This is a genomic window from Streptomyces sp. MUSC 14 (genome assembly GCF_001866675.1).
Classification (GTDB): domain Bacteria; phylum Actinomycetota; class Actinomycetes; order Streptomycetales; family Streptomycetaceae; genus Streptomyces.
Genome location: NZ_MLYN01000023.1, coordinates 209202 through 232383, shown reverse-complemented (window position 1 = coordinate 232383; position 23182 = coordinate 209202). Strand labels below are relative to the sequence as shown.

19 protein-coding genes and 1 pseudogene are annotated in these 23182 nt (G+C 71.9%); 10 read left to right on the top strand and 10 right to left on the bottom strand.

The features are described 5' to 3' along the window. Positions 1-44: 44 nt before the first annotated feature. Both BIV25_RS15235 and BIV25_RS15230 read right to left on the bottom strand, forming a co-directional pair. Positions 45-1631, bottom strand: a complete 1587-nt coding sequence (locus BIV25_RS15235) for a CocE/NonD family hydrolase (protein ID WP_071372830.1) — start codon at positions 1629-1631, stop codon at positions 45-47. Positions 1632-1739: 108 nt separating this feature from the next. Further along, positions 1740-2483 (bottom strand): hypothetical protein, encoded by a 744-nt coding sequence (locus BIV25_RS15230; protein ID WP_071372829.1) that lies wholly within the window; start codon positions 2481-2483, stop codon positions 1740-1742. 142 nt (positions 2484-2625) lie between these two features. Here BIV25_RS15230 and ggt point away from each other — a divergent pair, with 142 nt between their 5' ends. Further along, complete coding sequence (ggt, locus tag BIV25_RS15225; RefSeq protein ID WP_071372828.1) at positions 2626-4425, top strand: gamma-glutamyltransferase; 1800 nt, start codon at positions 2626-2628, stop codon at positions 4423-4425. Between the two features lie 112 nt (positions 4426-4537). Here the strand turns inward: ggt and BIV25_RS15220 are convergent, their stop codons facing one another. Together BIV25_RS15220 and BIV25_RS15215 are read right to left on the bottom strand one after the other, a co-directional pair. Further along, on the bottom strand, positions 4538-7075 hold the full coding sequence (locus BIV25_RS15220) for an ATP-dependent Clp protease ATP-binding subunit (RefSeq protein WP_071372827.1): 2538 nt from the start codon (positions 7073-7075) through the stop codon (positions 4538-4540). Positions 7076-7212: 137 nt separating this feature from the next. Beyond that, positions 7213-7646: pseudogene (locus BIV25_RS15215) on the bottom strand (M24 family metallopeptidase); the annotation flags it as partial. 103 nt (positions 7647-7749) lie between these two features. Between BIV25_RS15215 and BIV25_RS15210 the strand changes: the two are divergent. From BIV25_RS15210 to BIV25_RS15170, 9 genes are all read left to right on the top strand, one after another. Then, positions 7750-8001, top strand: a complete 252-nt coding sequence (locus BIV25_RS15210) for a helix-turn-helix domain-containing protein (protein WP_071372825.1) — start codon at positions 7750-7752, stop codon at positions 7999-8001. Positions 8002-8118: 117 nt separating this feature from the next. Beyond that, entirely contained in the window at positions 8119-9867 is a 1749-nt protein-coding gene (locus BIV25_RS15205; RefSeq protein WP_071372824.1) for a hypothetical protein, read from the top strand. A gap of 206 nt (positions 9868-10073) precedes the next feature. Beyond that, positions 10074-10916, top strand: coding sequence for a nitrilase-related carbon-nitrogen hydrolase (locus BIV25_RS15200; protein ID WP_071372823.1), 843 nt, complete (start codon positions 10074-10076; stop codon positions 10914-10916). Beyond that, positions 10913-12196: an aspartate aminotransferase family protein gene (locus BIV25_RS15195; RefSeq protein WP_071372822.1), complete on the top strand. Its 1284-nt coding sequence runs from the start codon at positions 10913-10915 to the stop codon at positions 12194-12196. The genes BIV25_RS15200 and BIV25_RS15195 overlap by 4 nt, the downstream gene beginning before the upstream one ends. A gap of 52 nt (positions 12197-12248) precedes the next feature. Then, positions 12249-13814: a PucR family transcriptional regulator gene (locus BIV25_RS15190; protein ID WP_071372821.1), complete on the top strand. Its 1566-nt coding sequence runs from the start codon at positions 12249-12251 to the stop codon at positions 13812-13814. A gap of 155 nt (positions 13815-13969) precedes the next feature. After that, positions 13970-14812, top strand: coding sequence for a nitrilase-related carbon-nitrogen hydrolase (locus tag BIV25_RS15185; RefSeq protein WP_071372820.1), 843 nt, complete (start codon positions 13970-13972; stop codon positions 14810-14812). A 76-nt stretch (positions 14813-14888) separates the two neighbouring features. Further along, on the top strand, positions 14889-16331 hold the full coding sequence (hydA, locus tag BIV25_RS15180) for a dihydropyrimidinase (protein WP_071372819.1): 1443 nt from the start codon (positions 14889-14891) through the stop codon (positions 16329-16331). Between the two features lie 20 nt (positions 16332-16351). Next, entirely contained in the window at positions 16352-17371 is a 1020-nt protein-coding gene (locus BIV25_RS15175) for a TIGR03842 family LLM class F420-dependent oxidoreductase (protein ID WP_071372818.1), read from the top strand. Between the two features lie 133 nt (positions 17372-17504). Then, positions 17505-19025: an NCS1 family nucleobase:cation symporter-1 gene (locus BIV25_RS15170; protein ID WP_071372817.1), complete on the top strand. Its 1521-nt coding sequence runs from the start codon at positions 17505-17507 to the stop codon at positions 19023-19025. 33 nt (positions 19026-19058) lie between these two features. Here BIV25_RS15170 and BIV25_RS15165 read toward each other — a convergent pair whose 3' ends face one another. The 6 genes from BIV25_RS15165 to BIV25_RS52735 form a co-directional block, all read right to left on the bottom strand. Beyond that, positions 19059-19733: a hypothetical protein gene (locus BIV25_RS15165; RefSeq protein ID WP_071372816.1), complete on the bottom strand. Its 675-nt coding sequence runs from the start codon at positions 19731-19733 to the stop codon at positions 19059-19061. Between the two features lie 147 nt (positions 19734-19880). Continuing rightward, on the bottom strand, positions 19881-20396 hold the full coding sequence (locus tag BIV25_RS15160; protein WP_071372815.1) for a hypothetical protein: 516 nt from the start codon (positions 20394-20396) through the stop codon (positions 19881-19883). Next, complete coding sequence (locus tag BIV25_RS15155) at positions 20393-20905, bottom strand: hypothetical protein (RefSeq protein ID WP_256255824.1); 513 nt, start codon at positions 20903-20905, stop codon at positions 20393-20395. Before BIV25_RS15155 ends, BIV25_RS15160 begins: the two co-directional genes overlap by 4 nt. Position 20906: 1 nt before the next feature. Continuing rightward, on the bottom strand, positions 20907-22193 hold the full coding sequence (locus BIV25_RS15150; protein WP_071372813.1) for a WXG100 family type VII secretion target: 1287 nt from the start codon (positions 22191-22193) through the stop codon (positions 20907-20909). Next, on the bottom strand, positions 22193-22495 hold the full coding sequence (locus BIV25_RS15145) for a DUF6317 family protein (protein ID WP_071372812.1): 303 nt from the start codon (positions 22493-22495) through the stop codon (positions 22193-22195). Before BIV25_RS15145 ends, BIV25_RS15150 begins: the two co-directional genes overlap by 1 nt. Next, the gene (locus BIV25_RS52735; RefSeq protein WP_256255822.1) at positions 22492-22998 is read right to left on the bottom strand and encodes an SAV_915 family protein; all 507 of its coding nucleotides are present in this window, start codon (positions 22996-22998) and stop codon (positions 22492-22494) included. Before BIV25_RS52735 ends, BIV25_RS15145 begins: the two co-directional genes overlap by 4 nt. Positions 22999-23182 lie beyond the last annotated feature (184 nt).

Sequence of the window (23182 nt, the reverse complement as noted above, 5' to 3'; positions counted from 1 at the left end):
GCGGCAGTTCACACGGGCCAGGCTCGTCCGGCGGCAGCCGGAGATCACTGCTCGCGCACGGGGACGGACACGTACGACGGGTCGTCCGAGGGCGAGGAGAAGGTCAGCTGCGCGCCGGACGGGTTGTGCTCGATGTACAGCGGGTCGACCGTGTCGACCACCAGCGCGAGGCGGTGCCCGGCGGGTACGTCGTAGGCCGTGGAGAACAGGTCCAGGTCGACGTCGAACGCCTCGCCCGGCGTCCGCCCGTGCCAGGTGTACGGCGCGTGCGTGACCAGCTTGCCGACGCCGAGCGGCCCCACGTCGTACAGGTAGGCGACGAGGGTGCCGCTCTCCGCCGTCGGGGTCAGCGTCGTGTGCAGGCTCGCCGTGCCCCGCACCTGCTGACCGGTGCCGTACCGCGGTGACTGCCACACGGCCGCCCAGCGGCGCGGCAGCAGCGGGATCGAGGCCATCGGCGGCAGCTGGGCGACCTGGTCCAGGATGCTGGAGAGGAAGACGATCCCGCCGTCGGCGCCGGAGTCGACGTTCGCGTGGATGGTGGTGGAGCCCGCGAGCTCGATCTTCTTCCGGGTCGCGCCGACGGACTTCCAGTCCGGGTAGCCCTCGTATCCCCCCGCGCTACGGGACTTCAGCTGGACCGGTTCCTCGTGGTCGATGCCGTTGTCGGTGCCCTTGAGGTAGTGGTCGAGCCAGCGCTCGGTGTCCGTCCAGACGTCGTTGGGCAGCCCGAACAGTCCGGTGAGTTCGGCGGTCGCGTGGTCGCCGGGGCGCAGCTCCAGCCGCTTGGGCACCTTCAGCTTCTCGTAGAAGTCGGCGTACTCGTTGGGGTTGAAGATGGTGTCGCCCCAGGCGTTGGCGAGCATCACGGCGGCGCCGTTGCGGTTCAGCTGGTCGAGATAGGTCGCGGGGGAGCGCTTCTTCGCCCACGCGATCATCTCCTGCTCCTTCGACAGGTTCGAGGAGTACAGGTTCTGGAACATCGCGCGCAGTTCCGGGCTCTCGCGGCCGGTGAGCCGTCCCAGGCCGTCCAGCACGCCGAGGGCCTGGAGGTGCTGGGTGCGGCCCGAGTAGATCGAGTCGACCAGGTCCGCCCAGCCGCTCAGTGCCGCGACGGCCTTGATCCGCTTGTCGTGGGCGGCGGCGAGCAGACTGATCCCGGCGCCGTACGACACCCCCGCCATGCCGATGTGCCCCGGGTCGGCCGGGGTGTGGGCCAGGGCCCAGTCGATGACCTTGGAGGCGTCCGCCACGTCCGGCGGACCGGCCACTTCTATCTGCCCGCCGGACTGCCAGAACCCGCGCACGTTGTAGGTGAGGACCACATAGCCGGCGTCGGCGAGTTTCTCGGCCTGCACCAGATACTCCACCTGGGGCAGGGACCAGCTCGTGGGCAGCACGACGAGCGGGTAGCGGTGCGTGGCGCTCGCGTCGGCGGGCGCGACGACGTTCGCCTTCAGCACGGTGCCGCCGTCGCCGGTGATGTCCACGAAGCGCACGGACGGGGCGGCGGCCGGCGCGGCCTGGGCGGCCGGGGCCAGGCCGACGACGCCGCCCGAGATCAGCACCGCCGATACGGCCGTGGCGGCTGTGGTGCGCAGCGCGCTGCGGTCATGTCCTACGGATCCCACGGGTCACTCCTTCACTCGTGTCAGTGCAAAGTGACCCGACGGTAACCGCGCCTCTATACCGTAAGTAACCCGTCGGTAAGTTACGTGCCGGTAAAGATTGTTGAAGAGCTAAGCGGCGGTGTCGGCGGAGGCCGTCGCGGGGGCGGGGGTGCGCGCCGCCCGGGTCACGTCCGCCACCAGCTCCACCACGTCCGGGCCGTACGCCTGCGAGTTGAGCACCTTGAGCAGCAGCACGAACGAACCGGTGCCGTACTTGCGGTGCAGCCGCTCGTGGTGGCGGGCGAGATAGCGGGTCGCGGCCTGGTTGGTGATCGCGCTCTGACCGCAGAAGAGGAACACCGGCCGGGCCTGGCCGCTCGTGGTGACCCGGGCGAGCAGCACGTGCTCGGCGGTGCCGCGCGCCATCGGGTAGTGCTCGCCGCCGATCCGGAAGGCGCCCCGCTCCGGCCCCGGCTCCGGATCGGTGTTGACCGCGAGGCCCGGCAGCATCGCCGTCATGTGGGCGGCCGTGCGCCGGTTGGAGGCCGGCCCGCCGACACAGAACTCGGTGCGCTCGCCGAACCCCTGCTGGACCGTGTCCTGCGTGACCACCTGGGCGTTCGCTCCGCACTCCTTGATGAGCGCGGACAGTTCCAGCAGCGCGAACACGTCGAAGCGGTGCACCGCCGGTTCGGCGGCGGCCGGGTCGCGGTTGACGACGAGCAGCGACTCCGCGTTCTCCGGCAGCCCGAAGAACGCCTGCTTGCGCCGGAGTTTGCGGCGCCACAGATACGTGCGGGCGAGCCAGCCCAGCGAGGCGGAGATGCCCGTGGCCACCAGGCCGAGGACGATGTTGCGCACGTCGTCGTTCATGGGCGCGCATGCTAGCGGTCCCGGGCGACGGCGACGTACCGGTGTTCGATCCGTGACGTTCGTGCGGTGGGGGGCCGAGGCGTACTGTCGGTACTGCGGCAATCTCGTTACGCTGCGCGGACTGTCCCGACGGGAGGCACGGATGGGTCGTCCTGGCACGCGGAAACTTGCGGTTCTGGCGGTCTCGGCCGCCCTGGTGTCGGTGGGGGCGGCCGCGCCGCCCGCCACGACGAGCAGCACCCCCACCAAGGCTCCGGTGGCCGTCGGTTACGGCGGCGCCGTCGCGAGTGTCGACGCGGACGCGACCGCCGCCGGTATCGAGGTCCTGCGCCGCGGCGGCAACGCGGTCGACGCGGCCGTCGCCACCGCGGCCGCGCTCGGCGTCACCGAGCCCTATTCCTCCGGCATCGGCGGAGGCGGCTACTTCGTCTACTACGACGCCAGGACCCGCAGCGTGCACACCGTCGACGGCCGGGAGACGGCGCCGCAGAGCGCCGGCTCCGGCCTGTTCGTGGAGAACGGCAAGCCGCTCTCCTTCGACGACGCCGTCAGCAGCGGGCTGAGCGTCGGCACCCCGGGCACCTCCGCCACCTGGCAGACGGCACTGGACCGGTGGGGCACGGAGCGGCTCGCCACGGTGCTGAAGCCCGCCGAGCGGATCGCCCGCGACGGCTTCACCGTGGACGACACCTTCCGCTCGCAGACCGCGTCCAACGAGACCCGGTTCCGCTACTTCCCCGACACCGCGAGGCTGTTCCTGCCCGGTGGCCGGCTCCCCGCCGTGGGCTCCACCTTCAAGAACCCCGAACTGGCCCGCACCTACGAGGAGTTGGGCCGCAAGGGCATCGGTGCGGTCTACCACGGGGACATCGGCGACGACATCGTCAGGACCGTCGAACACCCGCCCGTGGACCCCGCCTCCGGCTGGAAGGCGCGCCCCGGCAAGCTGGCGGAGAAGGACCTCGCCGTCTACCGGACCAAGCTCCAGGCCCCGACGAGGACGTCGTACCGCGGCCTGAACGTGTACTCCATCGCGCCCTCCTCGTCCGGCGGCACCACGGTCGGCGAGGCGCTCGACATCCTGGAGAAGACCGACCTTTCGAAGGCGAGCGAGGTGCAGTATCTGCACCACTTCATCGAGGCCAGCCGCATCGCCTTCGCCGACCGGGGACGCTGGGTCGGCGACCCCGCGTTCGAGAACGTGCCGACCCGGCAACTGCTGTCGCAGCGGTTCGCCGACTCGCGCGCCTGCCTGATCAAGGACGACGCCGTGCTGACCAGCCCGCTCGCCCCCGGCGACCCGCGCCACCCGAAGGCCTGCGACAAGGGTGGCACGGCGGCCCCGACGACGTACGAGGGCCAGAACACCACGCATCTGACCGTGGCCGACAAGTGGGGCGACGTCGTCTCCTACACGCTCACCATCGAGCAGACCGGCGGCAGCGCCATGACCGTGCCCGGCCGGGGCTTCCTGCTCAACAACGAGCTGACGGACTTCTCCTTCACCCCGGCGAACCCGGCCGTGCACGACCCGAACCTGCCGGGTCCGGGCAAGCGGCCGCGCTCGTCGATCGCGCCGACGATCGTCCTGGACCGCCACAACGTGCCGGTGGTGGCGCTCGGTTCGCCCGGCGGAGCCACCATCATCACGACCGTGCTCCAGACCCTGACCGAGTTCCTCGACCGGCACCTCCCGCTGGTCGACGCCATCGCCGCCCCGCGCGCCAGCCAGCGCAACGCGGCACAGACCGAACTCGAACCGGCCCTCTACGACAGCGACCTGAAGACACAGCTGGAGGCCATCGGCCACTCCTTCTCCCTCAACCCCGAGATCGGCGCGGCCACCGGCGTCCAGCGCCTGCCCGGCGGCAAGTGGCTGGCCGCCGCCGAGAGGGTACGCCGCGGCGGCGGCTCGGCGATGGTGGTGGACCCGGCGCCCTGAGCGGGGGCCGCCACGCCCTGAGGTAAGGCCCGGGGCTGTGCGCGGAGGCCGTGGCGTGCGGGTCCGAGGGCGGTGTGGCGCGGGCCGGCGTCACGCAGGCCCCCAGGGGCCGTTACGGTTCCGGTGGCGGGGGCTGGGAGCGGGCGGAGCGGAAGTCCAGCCGGCCGTCCGTCACGTCCACCGTCACCCGGCTGCCCTCGGAGATCGTGCCGTCCAGCAGGAGGCGGGACAGCTGGTTGTCCACCTCCCGCTGGATGGTGCGGCGCAGCGGGCGGGCGCCGTACTCGGGCTGGTAGCCGCGCTCGGCGAGCCAGTCGACCGCCGGGTCCGTGAAGTGGACCGTGACGCCCTGGCCCTCCAGCAGCCGCCGGGTCCCGTCCAGCAACAGCTCGGTGATCTGCCGCAGTTGGGCGCCGGTGAGCTGCCGGAAGACCACGATCTCGTCGATGCGGTTGAGGAACTCCGGCCGGAAGTGCTCGCGCAGCGGCCGCAGGATCTGCTCGCGCCGCGCCTCCTCGTCCGCGTCCGCGCCGCCCGGCCCGAACCCGATGCCCGCGCCGCGCCGGGTGATCGCATCGGAGCCGAGGTTGCTGGTCATCACGATGACCGTGTTGGTGAAGTCCACCGTCCGGCCCTGGGAGTCGGTCAGCCGGCCGTCGTCCAGGACCTGCAGCAGGATGTTGAAGACGTCCGGGTGCGCCTTCTCCACCTCGTCGAGCAGGAGCAGCGAGTACGGGAAGCGGCGCACCACCTCGGTGAGCTGCCCGGCCTCCTCGTGGCCGACGTACCCGGGCGGGGCACCGACCAGCCGGGAGACGGTGTGCCGCTCCTGGTACTCGCTCATGTCCAGCCGGACCATCCGGTCCTCGCTGCCGAACAGCGCCTCGGCGAGGGCCCGGGCCAGCTCGGTCTTGCCGACGCCGGTCGGGCCGAGGAACAGGAAGCTGCCGATGGGCCGGTTCGGACTCGCCAGGCCCGCGCGGGAGCGCAGCACGGCCTCCGAGACCACGGCGACGGCCTCCTCCTGGCCGACGACCCGCTGGTGCAGATGCCGCTCCAGGTCGAGCAGCCGTTCCTTCTCCTCCTGGGTGAGCCGGGCGACCGGGACCCCGGTCTGCCGGGACACCACCTCGGCGACGGCCTCCGCCGTCACCTCCAGATCCAGCCCCTCGTCGGCCTTGTCACTGCCGCTGACCTGCTCGATCCGCTGCTTCAGCTCGCCGATCCGGTCCCGCAGCTGCTTGGCCGCGTCGTAGTCCTCGGCCGCGACCGCCTGGTCCTTGTCCAGGACCAGCTGCTCCACCTCGCGCTCCATCGCGCGCACGTCCGTGCCCTTGGTCCGGGCACCGAGCCGCACCCGGGCGCCCGCCTGGTCGATCAGGTCGATCGCCTTGTCCGGCAGTCGCCGGTCGGTGAGATAGCGGTCCGAGAGCTGGACGGCGGCGACCAGCGCCTCGTCGGTGTAGCGGACCTGGTGGTGGGCCTCGTAGCGGTCGCGCAGCCCGCGCAGGATCTCGATGGTGTCCGCGACCGTCGGCTCGGGCACCAGGATCGGCTGGAACCGGCGGGCCAGCGCCGCGTCCTTCTCGATCCGGCGGAACTCCTCCAGCGTGGTCGCGCCGACGATGTGCAGCTCGCCCCGGGCGAGCGCCGGCTTCAGGATGTTCCCGGCGTCCATCGCGCCGCCCTCGCCGCCGGAACCCGCACCGACGACGGTGTGCAGCTCGTCGATGAACACGACCAGCCGGTCGGAGTGCGCGCGGATCTCCTCGACGATGGTGTTGAGCCGCTCCTCGAAGTCGCCCCGGTAGCGGGTGCCGGCGACGACCCCGGTGAGGTCCAGCGCGACGACCCTGCGCCCGGCCAGCCCGTCCGGTACGTCCCCGTCGCCGATGCGCTGTGCGAGCCCCTCCACGACGGCCGTCTTGCCGACCCCGGCGTCCCCGATCAGGACCGGGTTGTTCTTGCCGCGTCGCGACAGCACCTCGATGGTCTGCTCGATCTCGGTGTCCCGGCCGATCACCGGGTCGATCCGGCCCTGCCGGGCCAGTTCGGTCAGATCACGGCCGTACTTGTCCAGCGTGGGCGTGCCGGTGGGCCGTTGCCGCTCCGGGCGGGGCTGCGTGCTCTCCGGCGCCTCGGGCGGCAGCCCGCCCGCCGAGAACCGGGCCTCGTGCAGGATGTGCCCGGCGGCCGAGTCCGGGTTCGCGGCCAGCGCGCTGAGCACGTGCTCCGGGCCGATGTACCCGGCGCCGCTCGACCGCGCCAGGTCGTGCGCGTCCAGCAGGGCGCGCTTGACGGCCGGGGTGAGCGACAGCGAGGTGGGCGGCGGTGCCTCGCCGGGCGGGTGCTGGACCGGGCCCGCGCGGTCGTCGATCTCCGTGGCGAGCGAGTCCGGGTCCGCGCCGGCCCGGCTCAGCAGACTCCGGGTGGGCTCGGCCGACACCGCCGCGCGCAGCAGGTGCTGGGTGTCCAGGTCCCGGCTGCCGTGCTCGGCGGCGTACTGGGCGGCTCCTCTGACCAGCTCCCGGGCCGGCTGGCTGAGCAGGCGGCCGATGTCGATGTGGCGGGGGCCGGGGGCTGAGCCGGTTCCGCCGAAGAAGCGGGCCAGGAAATCGCCGAAGGGGTCGGGAGGGTAGCCGTTGGTCATGGCGTTCCGTTCCTCGCTGGCTGTTCATGCCCACGATGACACGATCCGTTGGGGCGGGCATGTTCGCCTGCGGGGGAGCGGGGCGCCGTTCGGCGGGCGGCTGTGGGCGCGCGGTGGTCGTACGCGCGGTTCCCGCGTCACCCGTACCGCCGCCCCTGGCGGCACCCCCTGGCCCCGCGCGGTGCGAACCTCGGGCCGGTCTCCGTGATCGCGACCGTGTGCTCCGCGTGGGCCGCGCGGGAGCAGTCGCGCGTGCGCGGGGGAAGCCCCCGGCCGGCCCGGCCCCCGTTCGGGACTTCCGGGTCCTCGTGCATACGGCAGCCCACGCCGTGGCCGCCGAAGCCCTGCGGGATGCCGTAACCGGCCGCGCGGCAGACCTCGCCGGCGGCGTGCCCGATGCCGCCGACGCGGCTGCCCGGGGCGGCCGCCGCGATGCCCGCCGCCTGGGCCCGCTCGGCGGTGCCGGTCAGCCGCACGTCCGCCGGGCGTGGCCGGCCCACCGCGAGGCTGAGCGCGCAGTCGCGGCCCAGCCGTCCAGGACGGCGCCGCGGTCGACCGGCAGCAGGTCGCCGTGCATCGCGTCGATCGACGGGTTCGACGTCCGTACCGTCGCGCCGATTGCGGTACCGGTATTTGAATGGGGTGCACCGGGTGGCCGGTATTAGAATGGCGGCATGGTGCGCACCCCCCTCACCCCCGAAGAGCGTGAACGCGGCGAGCGGCTCGGGCAGTTGCTGCGCGAGGCGCGCGGCGGCCGGAGCATGACCGAGATCGCGGCGGCGGCGGGCGTCTCGGCCGAGACGCTCCGCAAGATCGAGACGGGCCGGGCGCCGACGCCGGCCTTCTTCACCGTGGCGGCTCTGGCCGCGGCGCTCGGGCTGTCGATGGACGAACTGGTCACACGCTGCGCACTCGTCGCCGCGTGACCCTCGGCCCGGGGTGAGGGGCACGCGCACTGCCGGAAAACGCTGCGTAGCAGAGCCGTAACACGACTGGTGTTGCCTGGTTGGCCGTAGTGTCGGCGGTCGGGCGGGAGCTGGGCGATGGCGGTGGGTCGACTCCCCGGTCCGGTGCGGGAGTTCGCGGGCCTTCTGGACGGCCTGCTGGCCCGTCTGGACCAGGGGGAGGGCTGGAGCGGCGTCTTCTGGCAGCGTGACCCCGAGGGCATGCGGGCCTGCCTGGAGGGGCGCGAGGTGCTGCCCTGGGATGTCGTGGAGGCACTGCTGGACGACCTCGCGGCGGTGTACGGCACGGCCGCGGCGGACGCCGAACGGACCCGGGCCCGCGGTCTGTACCGGGCCGCTCTCGCCTCGTACGACGCCTGCCCCGGGGCACGCGCGACCTTGGCCGACCGGCTCGACGTCATGCTCCGCGAACGGCGCTGTGCGGCCGAACGCCGGACCGAACTGACCCGTCTGCTCACCGTGGGCGCCCCGGGCGCCTCGGATGCCGACCTCGACTCCCTCCGCCTCGACCTTGCCTGGGCCCATGACGACCACGCCCGTGCCACCGCGCGGTGCGAGGAACTCCGGGGCCGCCTGGCGGAGTTGGACCGTCGCGCTTCGGTCCACCCGACGGTGCCCGTGCGGGAACGGCCGGCTCCGGGAAGGAACCCGTCGGCCGGCCGACCCGGCCGGGTGGAGGTGCCGATGGCCGATGGAGGCCGGGCCGAGGCGCCTGTGCGTGGCGACCGCGGTTCGGCGGAGGTGTCGTCGGGCGGTGGTGCCGGTTCGGCGGAGGTGCCGGTGGTTGACGGAGGCGGGGCCGAGGCGTGGGTGGGTGATCGTGCCGGTCGGGCGGAGGTGCCTGTGCGTCACGGTGCCGGTTCGGCGGAGGTGCCAGGTGGTGCCGGTGCGGTGCAGGCGCCGGTGGGCACCGCCCCGTTTGACCCCGCCCCCTTCACTCCCGCCCCTTTCACTCCCGCCCCCTTCACTCCCGCTCCGTTCGCCCCCGTCTCCCCGGCCGTCGTGGTCCCGGAAGCGGACCCCGTCCTCTCGCCGTCGCCCGGCCGGCACGTTCCCCCCTCCGCCGCGGAGCCACCCCCCGATTCGGGCGCCGCTCCCCGGAAACGCCGGCGCGGCAGCGCCCGGTTCGCCGGGATGGCCGAGGACGAGGCCGCCCCCGTCGTCGTACCGCAGACGCCCCTGCCGGTGGCCCGGGTGCCGCAGGCGGGCGAGTCCGCCCGGCCCCGAGGGGCCCGGTTCGCCGGGGCGCCGGAGCGGCCCGTCGAGGCGCGGACGGTGAGCGCCGAGCACGTCGATGCCGGGGCGGACGCGGCGGTCGCCGAAGCCGTCGGGCGGCTGGCGCGGCTGCGGGCCGAGGGGCGCAGCGGCGAGGCGCATGCGCTGCTGGCCGAGGTCGCGCAGTGGCCCCCGCCCCGCTTCCCCCTGCTCGCCGATGCCCTGCGGCGGGCCGGGCTCGGGGCCGACTGGGCGACGTTGCTGTGGGAGGCCGCCTCGCTGCCCGCGCAGCGGCTGGTCGGCGTCGCCGACGCGCTCGCCGCGGCAGGGCGGGACGGTGACGGGCGGCAGTTGCTGCGGCAGGGCGTGGCCCGGCCCGCCGAGCAGGTCGGGTCCGCCGTGCTGCGGCTGACGGACGACGGGCGGCAGCGCGAGGCGCGGGCCCTGCTGGACGCCTGTGTGCGCGGGCGGACGGCGCAGGAGGCCGCCCGGACCGTCGCCCCCGAGCCGCGGCGGCTCGTGCCGCTGCTGCTCGACGCCGCCCGCGGCGTCTCCGAGGAGCGGCACTGGGACCTCGTGCACGCCCTGCGTGTCGCCGGGTACGGGGCGTGAGAGGAGGCGGGGTGACCTCCTCCCGGTATGTTCCCTTTCACCCCGTCGCGCGGATCGCCCGCTCGCCCATCGGCGTGTGAAACGTGATCGACTCCGCCTGTTGACGACGATGGTCTTGGCAAGGGCCTCCAGGAGGCCTACTTTCGTCCCTCTACGGCCTGCTCTACGGGTGTAGAGGCTCTGGTGTCCCGTCGAAGGAGCAGCTCATGGCCAACGTCGTACGCGCTGCACTGGTCCAGGCCACCTGGACCGGCGACACCGAGTCCATGGTGGCGAAACACGAGGCGCACGCCCGTGTGGCGGCCCGCCAGGGCGCCCAGGTCATCGGGTTCCAGGAAGTCTTCAACGCGCCCTACTTCTGCCAGGTCCAGGAACCCGGGCACTACCGCTGGGCCGAGCCGGTGCCCGACGGGCCGACCGTGCGCCGGATGCGGGAGCTGGCGCGCGAGACCGGCATGGTGACCGTCGTGCCGGTCTTCGAGGTCGAGCAGTCCGGCTTCTACTACAACACCGCCGCCGTGATCGACGCCGACGGCACCTACCTCGGCAAGTACCGCAAGCACCACATCCCGCAGGTCAAGGGCTTCTGGGAGAAGTACTACTTCAAACCCGGCAACCTCGGGTGGCCCGTCTTCGACACCGCCGTCGGCAAGGTCGGCGTGTACATCTGCTACGACCGGCACTTCCCTGAGGGGTGGCGTCAACTCGGGCTCAACGGCGCCCAGTTGGTCTACAACCCCTCGGCCACCCACCGGGGCCTGTCCGCCTACCTGTGGCAGCTGGAGCAGCCCGCCGCGGCCGTCGCCAACGAGTACTTCGTCGCCGCCATCAACCGGGTCGGCCGGGAGGAGTACGGGGACAACGACTTCTACGGGACCAGTTACTTCGTTGATCCACGTGGGCAGTTCGTGGGGGAGACAGCGAGCGACACGTCCGAGGAACTGCTCGTCCGCGATCTCGACTTCGGCCTGATCGACGACGTGCGGCAGCAGTGGGCCTTCTACCGCGACCGCCGCCCCGACGCCTACGAAGGACTGATCCAGCCGTGACCGACCTCTACTCCCGCCACCGCCAGGTCCTGCCCGACTGGCTGGCCCTCTACTACGACGAGCCGATCGAGATCACCCACGGCGAGGGGCGCCACGTCTGGGACTCCGCCGGCAACAAGTACCTGGACTTCTTCGGCGGCATCCTGACCACGATGACCGCCCACGCCCTGCCCGAGGTCACCAAGGCCCTCGGCGAGCAGGCCGGGCGGATCATCCACTCGTCCACCCTGTACCTGAACCGGCCGATGGTCGAACTCGCCGAGCGCATCGCCCAGCTGAGCGGCATCCCCGACGCCCGGGTCTTCTTCACCACCTCCGGCACCGAGGCCAACGACACCGCCCTGCTGCTCGCCACCGCGTACCGGCGCAGCAACACGATCCTCGCGATGCGCAACAGCTACCACGGCCGCTCCTTCAGCACCGTCGGCATCACCGGCAACCGCAGCTGGTCCCCGACCTCGCTGTCCCCGCTCCAGACCCTCTACGTGCACGGCGGGGTGCGCACCCGGGGGCCGTTCGCCGAGCTGGACGACCGCGCGTTCATCGCCGCGTGCGTCGCCGACCTCAAGGACATCCTCGGGCACACCCGCCCGCCCGCCGCGCTGATCGCCGAGCCCGTCCAGGGCGTCGGCGGCTTCACCTCGCCGCCCGACGGCCTCTACGCCGCCTTCCGCGAGGTCCTGAAGGAGCACGGCATCCTGTGGATCGCCGACGAGGTGCAGACCGGCTGGGGCCGTACCGGCGAGCACTTCTGGGGCTGGCAGGCGCACGCCCAGGGCGGTCCGCCGGACATCGTCACCTTCGCCAAGGGCATCGGCAACGGCACGTCCGTCGGCGGCGTGATCGCCCGCGCCGAGATCATGAACTGCCTGGACGCCAACAGCATTTCGACGTTCGGCGGCACCCAGGTCACCATGGCGGCCGGCCTCGCCAATCTCGCCTACCTCCTCGAACACGACCTCCAGGGCAACGCCCGCCGGGTCGGCGGCATGCTCATCGAGCGGCTGCGGACGGTCGCCGCCCAGCTGCCGGGGGTCCGGGAGGTGCGCGGGCGCGGGCTGATGATCGGCGTCGAGCTGGTCAGGCCGGGCACGGACGAGGCGGACCCGCGGTCGGCCTCCGCCGTCCTGGAGACGGCCCGCGAGGGCGGGCTGCTCATCGGCAAGGGCGGCGGCCACAACACCAGCGCCCTGCGCATCGCCCCGCCGCTGTCGCTGACCGTCGCGGAGGCCGAGGAGGGCGCAGCGATCCTGGAACGGGCCCTGCGCAGCGCGTACTAGGCAACGCCCAGGGGGAAACGGCGCACGGACGAGAGAGACAGGTGCACGGCCCATGACCACCGCCTCGCAGACCCCGCACGGCTGGGAGCCCGTGCTCTCCGTGCGCCAGGTGCTCTCCCTGGAACGGGTGCTCGCCGGGGAACCCGAGGTGGTGGCCGGTGCCGGGCAGCTGGACCGGCCGGTGCGCTGGGTGCACGTCGCCGAGGCCGCCGACGTCGGGGTCATGCTCAGCGGCGGCGAGATGGTCCTCACCACCGGCGTGCTGCTCGCCGGTGACGAGGCCAAGCAGGCCGAGTACGTCCAGTCGCTGCACCGGGCCGAGGCGGCCGCCGTCGTCCTCGGCCTGGGCCGCGCCTTTCCCGCGCCCCCCGAGGCGATGCGGCGCGCGGCGGACCGCTGCGGGCTGCCCATGGTGGTCCTGCACCGCCCCTTCCCCTTCGCCGAGCTGACGGAGGAGGTCCAGTCCCGGCTGGTGCGGCGGAAGTTCGCCGCCGTCAGCCTCTCGGAGTCGGTCCGTACCGCCCTCACCGGCCTCATCACGGCCGGTGCCCCCCTGCAGCGGCTGCTCGACGAGGTCGCCGTGCACAGCGGCTGCCCGGTCGTCGTCACCAACCTCGCCCACCGCGTCCTCGCCACGGCGGGGGAGCGGCCGGCCGTGGACGACGTGCTGCGCGACTGGGAGCGCATCGCCCGGCAGGCCGGCGGTGCCCACGGCGACGGCTGGATCAGCGCCGAACTGGGCGGGCGCGGGGAGCGCTGGGGCCGGCTGCTGCTGTGCGGCCACCGGGGCGGCGCCGCCACCGGGCGGCTGCTCGCCGACCGGGCCGCCGAGGCGCTGGTCCTGCACCGCATGCTCGGCGGCGCCAGCGCGGCGAGCTGGGAGGAGCAGTCCGCGCAGGGGCTGCTGACCGACCTCGTCTCCGGTGTCGTACCGGCCCGGACCCTGCTGCCCCGGGCCCGCGCGGCCGGGCTCCCGGTCAACCGGCGCACCTTCGTGCCCCTCGTCGTCCTCGGTCTCGGTCCCGAGGAACTCGACCGTGTACTACGGCTGCTGGGGCTGTCCGGACTCGTCGCCGAACTCGCCGACGGGGCCGCCGCCGTGCTGCTCAGCCTCGCCCGGGACCAGGACGCGGTGGCGCTCACCGGCCACTTCGCGGCCCGGCTGCGCGCCGGGTCCGGGGCCGTGGTCGCCGCCGCCGATGCCCGTACCGCATGGGACGAGGTGCCCGCCGGGCTGCGCGAGGCCCGGCATGTCGCCGACGCAGTCGCCGACTCCTGCCGCGCCCTCGACCTGCCCGACGTGGTCCGGCTCGGGGACGTCCATCTGCGCGGGCTGGTACGGCTGTTGCGCGACGACCCGCATGTGCAGTCCTTCGCCGAGCGGGAGCTGGACGGGCTGCTGTGCGCGGCCGAGCCGGAGCTGCTGGGCGTCCTGCGGACCTATCTCGCCACCGGCCGCAACAAGTCCCGTACCGCCCAGCTCCACCATGTCTCCCGGCCCGCGCTCTACCGCCGCCTGGAGGCCATACAGACCCGCCTCGGCGTCGACCTGGACGACTTCGAACAGGCGGCCTCCGTCCACATCGCGCTCCTCGCGCACGATGCGCAACAGCGGTGAAACACACGACGACCTGGGAAAACGGCGGTGAAACATGCGGCAGGCAACACGTGACACGGTGGCACGCCGCGGGCCCGCAGACGTGACACGCTGCCCGTCGAAGGCTCGCTGCGCGCTTTCTAGGCTCACCGCACACCGAGCCGACGGAGGTCCCGATGAGCCGAGTGATCCGTGCCGCCCTGTTCCAGACCGCGTGGACCGGCGACAAGGAATCCATGATCCAGGTGCACGAGCAGGCGGCCCGCGACGCCGCCGCCCAGGGCGCCCAAGTCCTCTGCTTCCAGGAGCTGTTCTACGGCCCCTACTTCTGCCAGGTGCAGGACAAGGCCTTCTACGAGTACGCCGAGCGGATCCCCGAGGGCCCGACCGTCCAGCGCTTCCAGCGCCTGGCGCGCGAGCTGGGCATCGTCCTCGTCCTGCCGATGTACGAGGAGGAGCAGCCGGGCGTCCTCTACAACACCGCCGCGGTGATCGACGCGGACGGTTCCTACCTCGGCAAGTACCGCAAGACCCACATCCCGCAGGTCCAGGGATTCTGGGAGAAGTTCTACTTCCGCCCGGGCAACAGCGGCTGGCCCGTCTTCGACACGGCCGTCGGGAGGATCGGCGTCTACATCTGCTACGACCGTCACTTCCCCGAGGGCTGGCGGGCGCTGGGCCTCGCCGGTGCCGAGCTCGTCTTCAACCCCTCGGCCACCTCCCGCGGCCTGTCCCGCTACCTGTGGCAGCTGGAGCAGCCGGCGGCGGCCGTCGCCAACGAGTACTTCGTCGGCGCGATCAACCGGGTCGGCGTGGAGGACCTCGGCGACAACGACTTCTACGGCACGACCTACTTCGTGGACCCCGAGGCCCAGTTCGTCGGCGAGGTCGCGAGCGACAAGGCGACCGAACTCGTCGTCCGCGACCTGGACCTGGCCAAACTCCGCGAGGTCCGCGACCGCTGGCAGTTCTACCGGGACCGCGCGCCGGGGGCGTACGAGCCGCTGACGGCGCCGTGAGGAGTGCCCCGTCAGGGGCGCGGGGAACTGCGCGACCAGCCACAGACGGCCCGCACGTGCCGACGAAGGAGAGCCAATGAGCGGCCGAACAATCATCCGCGGTGGTCTCGTCATCACCGCCTCCGACGAACTCCACGCCGACGTCCTCGTCGAGGACGGCCGCGTCGCCGCCCTGGCGGCGTCCGGCACCCCCGCCGCCGAGGCGTTCACCGCCGAGCGAAGCGAGATGGGGGCACCCCCGCCCGGAGGGTGGGGGAGGGTCATCGACGCCACCGGGAAGTACGTCGTGCCGGGCGGTGTCGACGGCCACACGCACATGGAGATGCCGTTCGGCGGCACCACCGCCGCCGACACCTTCGAGACCGGCACCCGCGCCGCCGCCTGGGGCGGGACGACCACGATCGTGGACTTCGCCATCCAGAGTGTCGGCCGCACCCTGCGCGAGGGCCTCGACGCCTGGCATGCCAAGGCCGAGGGCAACTGCGCGATCGACTACGCCTTCCACATGATCGTCGCCGACGTGAACGACGGGACGCTGAAGGAGATGGACCTGCTGGTGGAGGAGGGGGTGACCTCCTTCAAGCAGTTCATGGCGTATCCGGGGGTCTTCTACTCCGACGACGGGCAGATCCTGCGCGCCATGCAGCGCTCCGCCGAGAACGGCGGGCTGATCATGATGCACGCCGAGAACGGCATCGCCATCGACGTCCTGGTCCAGCAGGCCCTGGCCCGCGGTGAGACGGACCCGCGCTACCATGGCGAGGTCCGCAAGGCCCTGCTGGAGGCCGAGGCCACCCACCGCGCCATCCGGCTCGCCCAGGTCGCCGGCGCGCCCCTGTACGTCGTGCACGTCTCGGCGCAGGAGGCGGTCGCCGAGCTGACGCGGGCGCGCGACGAGGGGCTCCCCGTCTTCGGCGAGACCTGCCCGCAGTACCTGTTCCTGTCCACCGACAACCTCGCCGAACCGGACTTCGAGGGCGCGAAGTACGTGTGCAGCACGCCGCTGCGGCCGAAGGAGCACCAGGCGGCGCTGTGGCGGGGGCTGCGCACCAACGACCTCCAGGTGGTCTCCACCGACCACTGTCCCTTCTGCTTCACCGGCCAGAAGGAACTGGGCCGCGGCGACTTCTCCAGGATCCCCAACGGTCTGCCGGGCGTCGAGAACCGCATGGACCTCCTCCACCAGGCCGTCGTCGACGGACACATCTCGCGCCGCCGCTGGATCGAGATCGCCTGCGCCACCCCGGCCCGCATGTTCGGCCTGTACCCGAAGAAGGGCACCATCGCCCCGGGCGCCGACGCCGACATCGTCGTCTACGACCCGCACGCCGAGCAGACCCTCTCGGCCGCGACGCACCACATGAACGTCGACTACTCGGCCTACGAGGGCAAGCGGATCACCGGCCGGGTCGAGACCGTGCTCTCGCGCGGCGTACCCGTCATCACCGGGCGGGAGTACACCGGACACGCCGGTCACGGCGTCTACACCCCGCGCTCCACCTGTCAGTACCTCAACTAATCGAACGAGGAGTGGCGCCCATGGACTTCGGACTCGTCCTCCAGACCGACCCGCCGGCCTCCCGCGTCGTCAGCCTGATGAAACGCGCCGAGCGCAACGGCTTCACGTACGGCTGGACCTTCGACTCCTCCGTGCTGTGGCAGGAACCTTTCGTGATCTACAGCCAGATCCTCGCCAACACGCAGAAGCTGAAGATCGGCCCGATGGTCACCAACCCGGGTACCCGCACCTGGGAGGTCACCGCCTCCACCTTCGCCACCCTCAACGACATGTTCGGCAACCGCACCGTGTGCGGCATCGGCCGCGGCGACTCCGCGATGCGCGTCGCGGGCCGCAAGCCCAACACGCTGGCCCGGATCAGCGAGGCGATGAAGGTCATCCGCGCCCTCGGCCGGGGCGAGGAGGCCGACCTCGGCGGCACGAAGATCCGCTTCCCGTGGATCAAGGAGGGCGCCGAACTCCCCGTCTGGATGGCCGCGTACGGCCCCAAGGCGCTGAGGATGACCGGCGAGGAGGCCGACGGCTTCATCCTCCAGCTGTCCGACCTCTACCTCACCGAGTACATGGTCAAGGCCGTGAAGGACGCGGCCGCCGCCGCCGGCCGCGACCCGTCCGAGGTGACGATCTGCGTCGCCGCCCCGGCGTACGTCACCGAGGACGACTCGCCCGAGGCGCTCGCCCACGCCCGCGAGCAGTGCCGCTGGTTCGGCGGCATGGTCGGCAACCACGTCGCCGACCTCGTCGCCCGCTACGGCGAGCACTCCGGCCGCATCCCCGAGGAACTCACCGACTACATCAAGGCCCGCGAGGGGTACGACTACTCCCACCACGGCCGTGCCGACAACCCCGACACCGCGTTCGTGCCCGACGAGATCGTGGACCGCTTCTGCGTCATCGGCCCCGTCGACAAGCACGTCGAGAAGCTGAAGGCGCTGCGCGCGCTGGGCGTCGACCAGTTCGCGGTGTACGACATGCACGACGCCCGGGAAGCCACCATCGACGCCTACGGCTCCCGGGTGATCCCCGCCGTCAACTCCTGACCGCCGCCTCCCCGTTGGTCTCCCCCTTTCCGCCGTCCCGGGAAGGGGGTCACAGGGCGCCCGCCCGCGCACCCCCCCCATCGCGCCGCCCGCACGGCACTCCCCGACCCGTCTCACCCCTCCGGGACCGCCCATGACCGACACCGCCCCCGCAGCCATACCCCCGTCCCCTCAGGTCACCCTCCCCGACGGCCGCGTCGAGCTCGCCCCCGGCACCCCGCCGCCCAGCGGGCCGTACGCCAACGAGGACCTGCTCCCGGTCCCCGCCGCCGGGCGCACCTGGACGACGTACAACTTCTCCGCGCTGTGGGTCGGCATGGCCCACAACACCGCCTCCTGGACGCTCGCCTCCGGGCTGATCGCCGTCGGGATGGACTGGAAACAGGCGGTGTTCACCATCGCCCTCGCCAACCTGGTCGTCCTCGTCCCGATGCTGCTCACCGGGCACGCGGGCCCCAAGTACGGCATCCCCTTCCCGGTCTTCGCCCGCGCCTCCTTCGGGGTGCGCGGCGCCAACCTTCCCGCCGTCGTCAGGGCGTTGGTGGCGTGCGGCTGGTTCGGCATCCAGACCTGGATCGGCGGCGAGGCCATCTACTTCCTCGCCGGCAAGCTGATCGGCGACAGCTGGTCGAACGCCGCGCACGCGGGCGGCTACGCCTGGACCATGTGGCTGTCGTTCGCGCTGTTCTGGCTGCTCCAGGTCGCGATCATCTACCGCGGCATGGAGACCATCCGCCGTTTCGAGAACTGGGCGGCGCCGTTCGTGATCGTCGGCGCGCTGGTGATGCTCGGGTGGATGAGCAGCAAGGCGGGCGGCGTAGGCCCGCTGTTCGACCAGACGTCCCGGCTCGGCTGGGGCGGCCACTTCTGGAAGCTGTTCTGGCCCTCTCTGATGGGCATGATCGGCTTCTGGTCCACCCTGTCGCTGAACATCCCCGACTTCACCCGCTACGGCAGGAGCCAGCAGGCCCAGACCCGGGGCCAGGCGCTCGGCCTGCCGACGACGATGACCCTGTTCGCCTTCCTCTCCGTCCTGGTGACGTCCGGCTCGCAGGCGGTCTACGGCCGACCGGTGTGGGACCCGGTGCAACTGGCCGCCAAGACCGACAACGTGGTGGGTCTGCTCTACGCCCTCGTCACGGTCCTGGTGGCCACCCTCTCGGTGAACATCGCGGCCAACCTGGTCTCCCCGGCCTTCGACTTCTCCAACGTGGCGCCCAGAAAGGTGAGTTTCCGCACCGGAGCACTCATCACCGCGGTCCTGGCGGTGGTGATCATGCCCTGGAAGCTGTACTCCGACCCGCAGGGCTACATCTTCACCTGGCTCGGCCTGGTCGGCGGCCTGCTCGGCACCGTCGCGGGCATCCTCGTCGCCGACTACTGGCTGCTGCGCCGCACCCGTCTGGACCTCGCCGACCTGTACCGCGCGGGCGGCCGCTACTGGTACGCGGCCGGCTGGAACTGGCGGGCCGTCGTCGCCTTCCTCGTGGGCGGCGTCCTCGCCGTCGGCGGCGCCAGCTTCAAGCCCCTGCTCGACGGCCGTCCCATCCCCGCCCTGTCCCCCCTCGCGGACTACGGCTGGGCGGTGGGCCTCGGCACGTCCCTGGTGCTCTACCTGGCACTCACGCTGGTGACGTCCCGCAGCCGGACGTAGAAGGACCCGAAAGGATGAGGGGCGGGCGACCGGCTACCCGGACTGCCCGCCCCCGAGCGCGCCGACCGCGGCCCGCGCCGCCTTGATGGCGCCCTGGTTGATCTCGTCCGTGCCGGGGGCCTTCTTCGTGTCGAAGTCGCTGCCGTTGTAGGTGACGACCACCATGGCGTTGGCGATCCGGACCATCACGACGCCCTCGCGGGTCTGCTGCTTGTCCTCGGTGGTGAGGTTCACGACGGAGTAGGCGCTGTCCCCGAGCCCCGGCACGGCACCGCCGCCGCTCTTCTCGCCGACCTGCTGCTGGTAGTCCTGCTTCGCCTCCTGCTGCGACCCACTGATCTCGAACGACACGTCGAGCCAGCGGTAGCTGTACCCCTTCAGGGCGTTCCAGGAGCAGGTGCGGCGCACCTTCGTGTCCGTCGACGGGATCTCCTTGCCCGCCGTCTTCGCCCCGGGCACCAGCGCCGTGACGGTCGCCGCGGGCACGCTCGTACAGGGCGTGGGCGCGGCGGCGTACGTCTGCGACCCGCCGGAGGACGACGGGCCGGGGGAGGCGGAGGACTGCGCGGGCGCCTTCTGGCCCGCCGGGGAGCCGTCGGCGGCGGCCGGCGCGGCCGGGCCGGACGTCAGCGCCCAGCCGGCGCAGGCGAGCACGGCGACCGGTGAGATCCGCGCGGTGAGCGCGAGCGGCAGAGGAAGAGAACGCACGGCGCACTTCTCGTGGGGGAGGGGGTGCGGAGGGGGTCCGCAGGGTGGACGGGGACGCCAGTGTCACACGAGCGCCTGTGGGGCGGAAGGGAAAACTCGCTGTGTGCCTGCATGGTCACAACACCTCCTCCCCCGCATACGGCTCGCTCAGGTCCCCGCGGAGTGCTCCTCCAGCCAGCGGCGGGCGCCGACTTCGCTGGGGTAATGGCGGACGGTGAGACTCGCGGCGAACCAGCCGACGCACCACGCCGCGAGCGGGGGCAGGACCGGCGCCGCGAGCAGCAACGGGATGAGACCTGCACGCGACCAGTTCCGGGCGCGGGGTGCCCCGGCGCGCCTGGCCGCACGGAAGGCGTCAGGCAGGGGCGGATCCAGCAACTGCCTGCGCAGGTCCCGCCGCGCTTTGACCCACCCCCACACAATGGCCGCGCAGGACGCGATCACCTGTGTCACGTCCCAGACCCGGCGCATGCCCGGCGGCATGTCGCTGCGGGGGGCGCCGAGATAGAGCCTGAGCGCGATGTAGCAGAAGAAGGCCAGGGCGGTGAGCAGGAGGAGGGCGCTGAAGGTACGGCGCAGCCAGTAGCGCGGGCCGCGCCGGTACCAGGTGGTGCCGAGCCCCGGCAGGGACGGGATCATGACGGAGGGCTCGTTCTTGGTCATGCGCGGGTGGAATGGTCGTCCAGCCAGCGTCGGGCGCCGACCTCGCTCGGGTATTCGCGGACGCTGGCATACGCGACGAACCAGCCGACGCACCACGCTGCTACGACCGGCATGACGGGGGCGAGAACGAGCACTAGGCCACGCCCGGTAACCGACAGTCCCGGAGCACGCGTCCGGTGCGCGCTCATGGCCGCGAGGCTGTCCGCAGGAGTGGGCGGCTCGAGCACGCCCGCGCGATGGTCCCGGCGTTGCTTGAGCCACCCCCAGATCACGGCCACGCACGATCCGGCCGCCTGCGTCCAGTCCGCCACCGTGCGCGCGGTCGGTGACCACTGGCTGGTGAACCCGCCGTAGAGACTCAGTGCGAAGAAGACCAGGATGGCCGACGCGACGAGCAGACCCAAGGCGATCCGGGCGCGGCACAGCCAGTAACGTGTGCCGCGTTCGTACCAGGTGGTGCCGAGCCGCGGCAGTGACGGGATCTCGGTGTGGCCATGTGCGGCACCCATCTCAGAAGATGCTCGAGACGCCATGCCAGATGTCCTTTCCCAGACGCCCGATGTCTTTGCCCGTGTCATTCAGGACGTGACCCGTTCCCACGGCTACCCCGCCGATCACACCATGATCGTGAATGTCCTCGCTCCAGTGCTCGTGCAGGGAGTGGTCGATGACGCTGGTCGTGAGGACCGCAGCCCCCACGCCGACCACGGCGACGGCGGCGGCGGGTGCTTCGGCCGGTAGGAGGGCGGTGGCCAGCGCCGCGCCCGCGACCAGACCACCGACGTTGGCGGTTCCGTCGACAGCGACGGAATGCTGCCAGGACCACCCCTCGTCGTGATCGCCTTTCGCCTCGAGCACGCCACAGGCCCCGGCCGCCGCGACATCGAGGACCGGCAGCTCTTTGAAAACGTCCGGCAGTGCCTCCAGCCCCTTGCCCATGCGGAGCGCGTCGGCGGCGTCGGCCAGCTTCACGTTCAGAGCACGGTCGTAGGGCAGGTTGGTGGTGCCGTTGTCGGCGCGGGCGATCGCCTCCTCCAGCGAGTCGACCTTGGTGACCGCGTCGCGGTAGTCGCTCTTGGCGGGCAGGTCGTCAGGCATCCTGCGTCCCTGCTGCTGGAACGTCTTGCGTTCGGCGCGGAGCTGCTTCTTTGCCGCCTGTGCTTCGGCCTTGGCCGCGTCGATGTGCTTACGGGCCTCGATGCCCCCTGCCCGGGCATCCTCGGCGTCGTACGCGTACAGGGTGCGCAGTGCGTCGTACAGGGTGATCTTGTCGTTCGGGGACACACCGTCCTTCGCCGTCGCCTTGTCGTACAGATCCTGCAGCTGCTTCGCTGCTTCCAGCCGCGCGTGCTGGGCGGTGTGCAGGATGTGGTTACGCGCCGTGGTGTACTCCGTGATCGCGGACTGGGTCTTCTGGTCCGCCGCGCTCGGCGGATACGCCGTCGCCAGCTCCGGCGGCGCGCCTGTCGGGTCCGTCGTGACACCGCTCTTGGCAGCGATGTGGTGCGCGTTGTGCAGGGCGGTCTCGCACGTGGACAGAGCGTTGGCGAGCGTTTCGAGAATTTCACCCGTCGCATGGATCAGCTCGGCGAGGCCACCGGCAGCCAGCGCGTCCTCGCTCCACTTGTCACGGAATTTCGCGGCCGCCTCACCCTTCCAGCTCGCGTCGTCCACGAGCTTGTCCACGGCGTTGCTGAGCGGTTTGACGATGCCGTCCAGCTTGTCCTTGGCGTTCTTGTACGTCTCGGCCATCGTGCGAAGTCCGCCGATGTCACCGCCGACCCAGCTGTCGCTCATCAGTCCCCGTCCGGCACCAGGTCTTGGAACACGCCGTGGACATCCACGTCGTGTCGGTGGAATGAGTCGCGGGCGTATCCCGCCTTGTCTCCGTGGTCGGCCATCCGGTCCGCGAGGAGGACATGCAGAGAGACGATGAGATCGGCGACTTCCTTGATTGCCGAGTCGAGCCCCGGATCGCCGCCGCTCACCACGGGCGGCGCCACGTCGGGATGCAGCTTGAGGTAGTTACCGGCCTCGTCGTAGAAGGTCTTCGCCAACGTGGACAGATCGCTGTACACGACCTTGAAGTCGGCCGTCACCGGCTCACCTCCCGTGCGTAGGCGGCCAGGTCCTCCGGCCGCCAGTTGGGTTCTCCCGGTGCCACGCGCGGGTCCAGGAGGACCGTGACTTCCTGCTGGCGCACCGCCTCGGCCAGAGGGCCGAGCGAGGTGGCCGCCCAGGGCTGTGCCTCGCCGAGGGCGTCGACCAGCTTCTCCAGCGTGGTGAACGCGAAAGCCACGGTTCCGTGCCCGGGATGGTCGAAGAGCTCGAAGACGACGAAGGGCACGCGCGAGGGGCGGCCCTCCCTGCCCGTGCCGACGACGGAGCGGGGATGCGCCGGCACGAACACCGGCGTGTGGTAATCGGGTATGCCCGGCCGGGGCCCGGGCCGGTCGTCGGTGGCGGCCCGTGGCGGCGGCGCGGCCTCCGCGAGGTCCAGCAGCGCCGAGCGGTGCGGTTCCGCGGCCTGCTGCGGAAAGCCGTCACCTGCCGGATCCGGTTCCAGGAAATCCTGCAGCCGTGAACGTATCGGCGCCCCCACCGCCCTCACCTCTTCCCCGTGGTTTTGCATAGCCGTTGGGCTCGACTACGTTAGCCATCGGTCAACGGGGCAAATCCGGCTATGTCAGGGCGGCTGAGCTCGCATACACGGAACCCATACGGCCGTTTGGTCCGGGCAAGGGCACCCCTTGACCCGTTGATGAACCGGTGTCCGAGCGACGGGC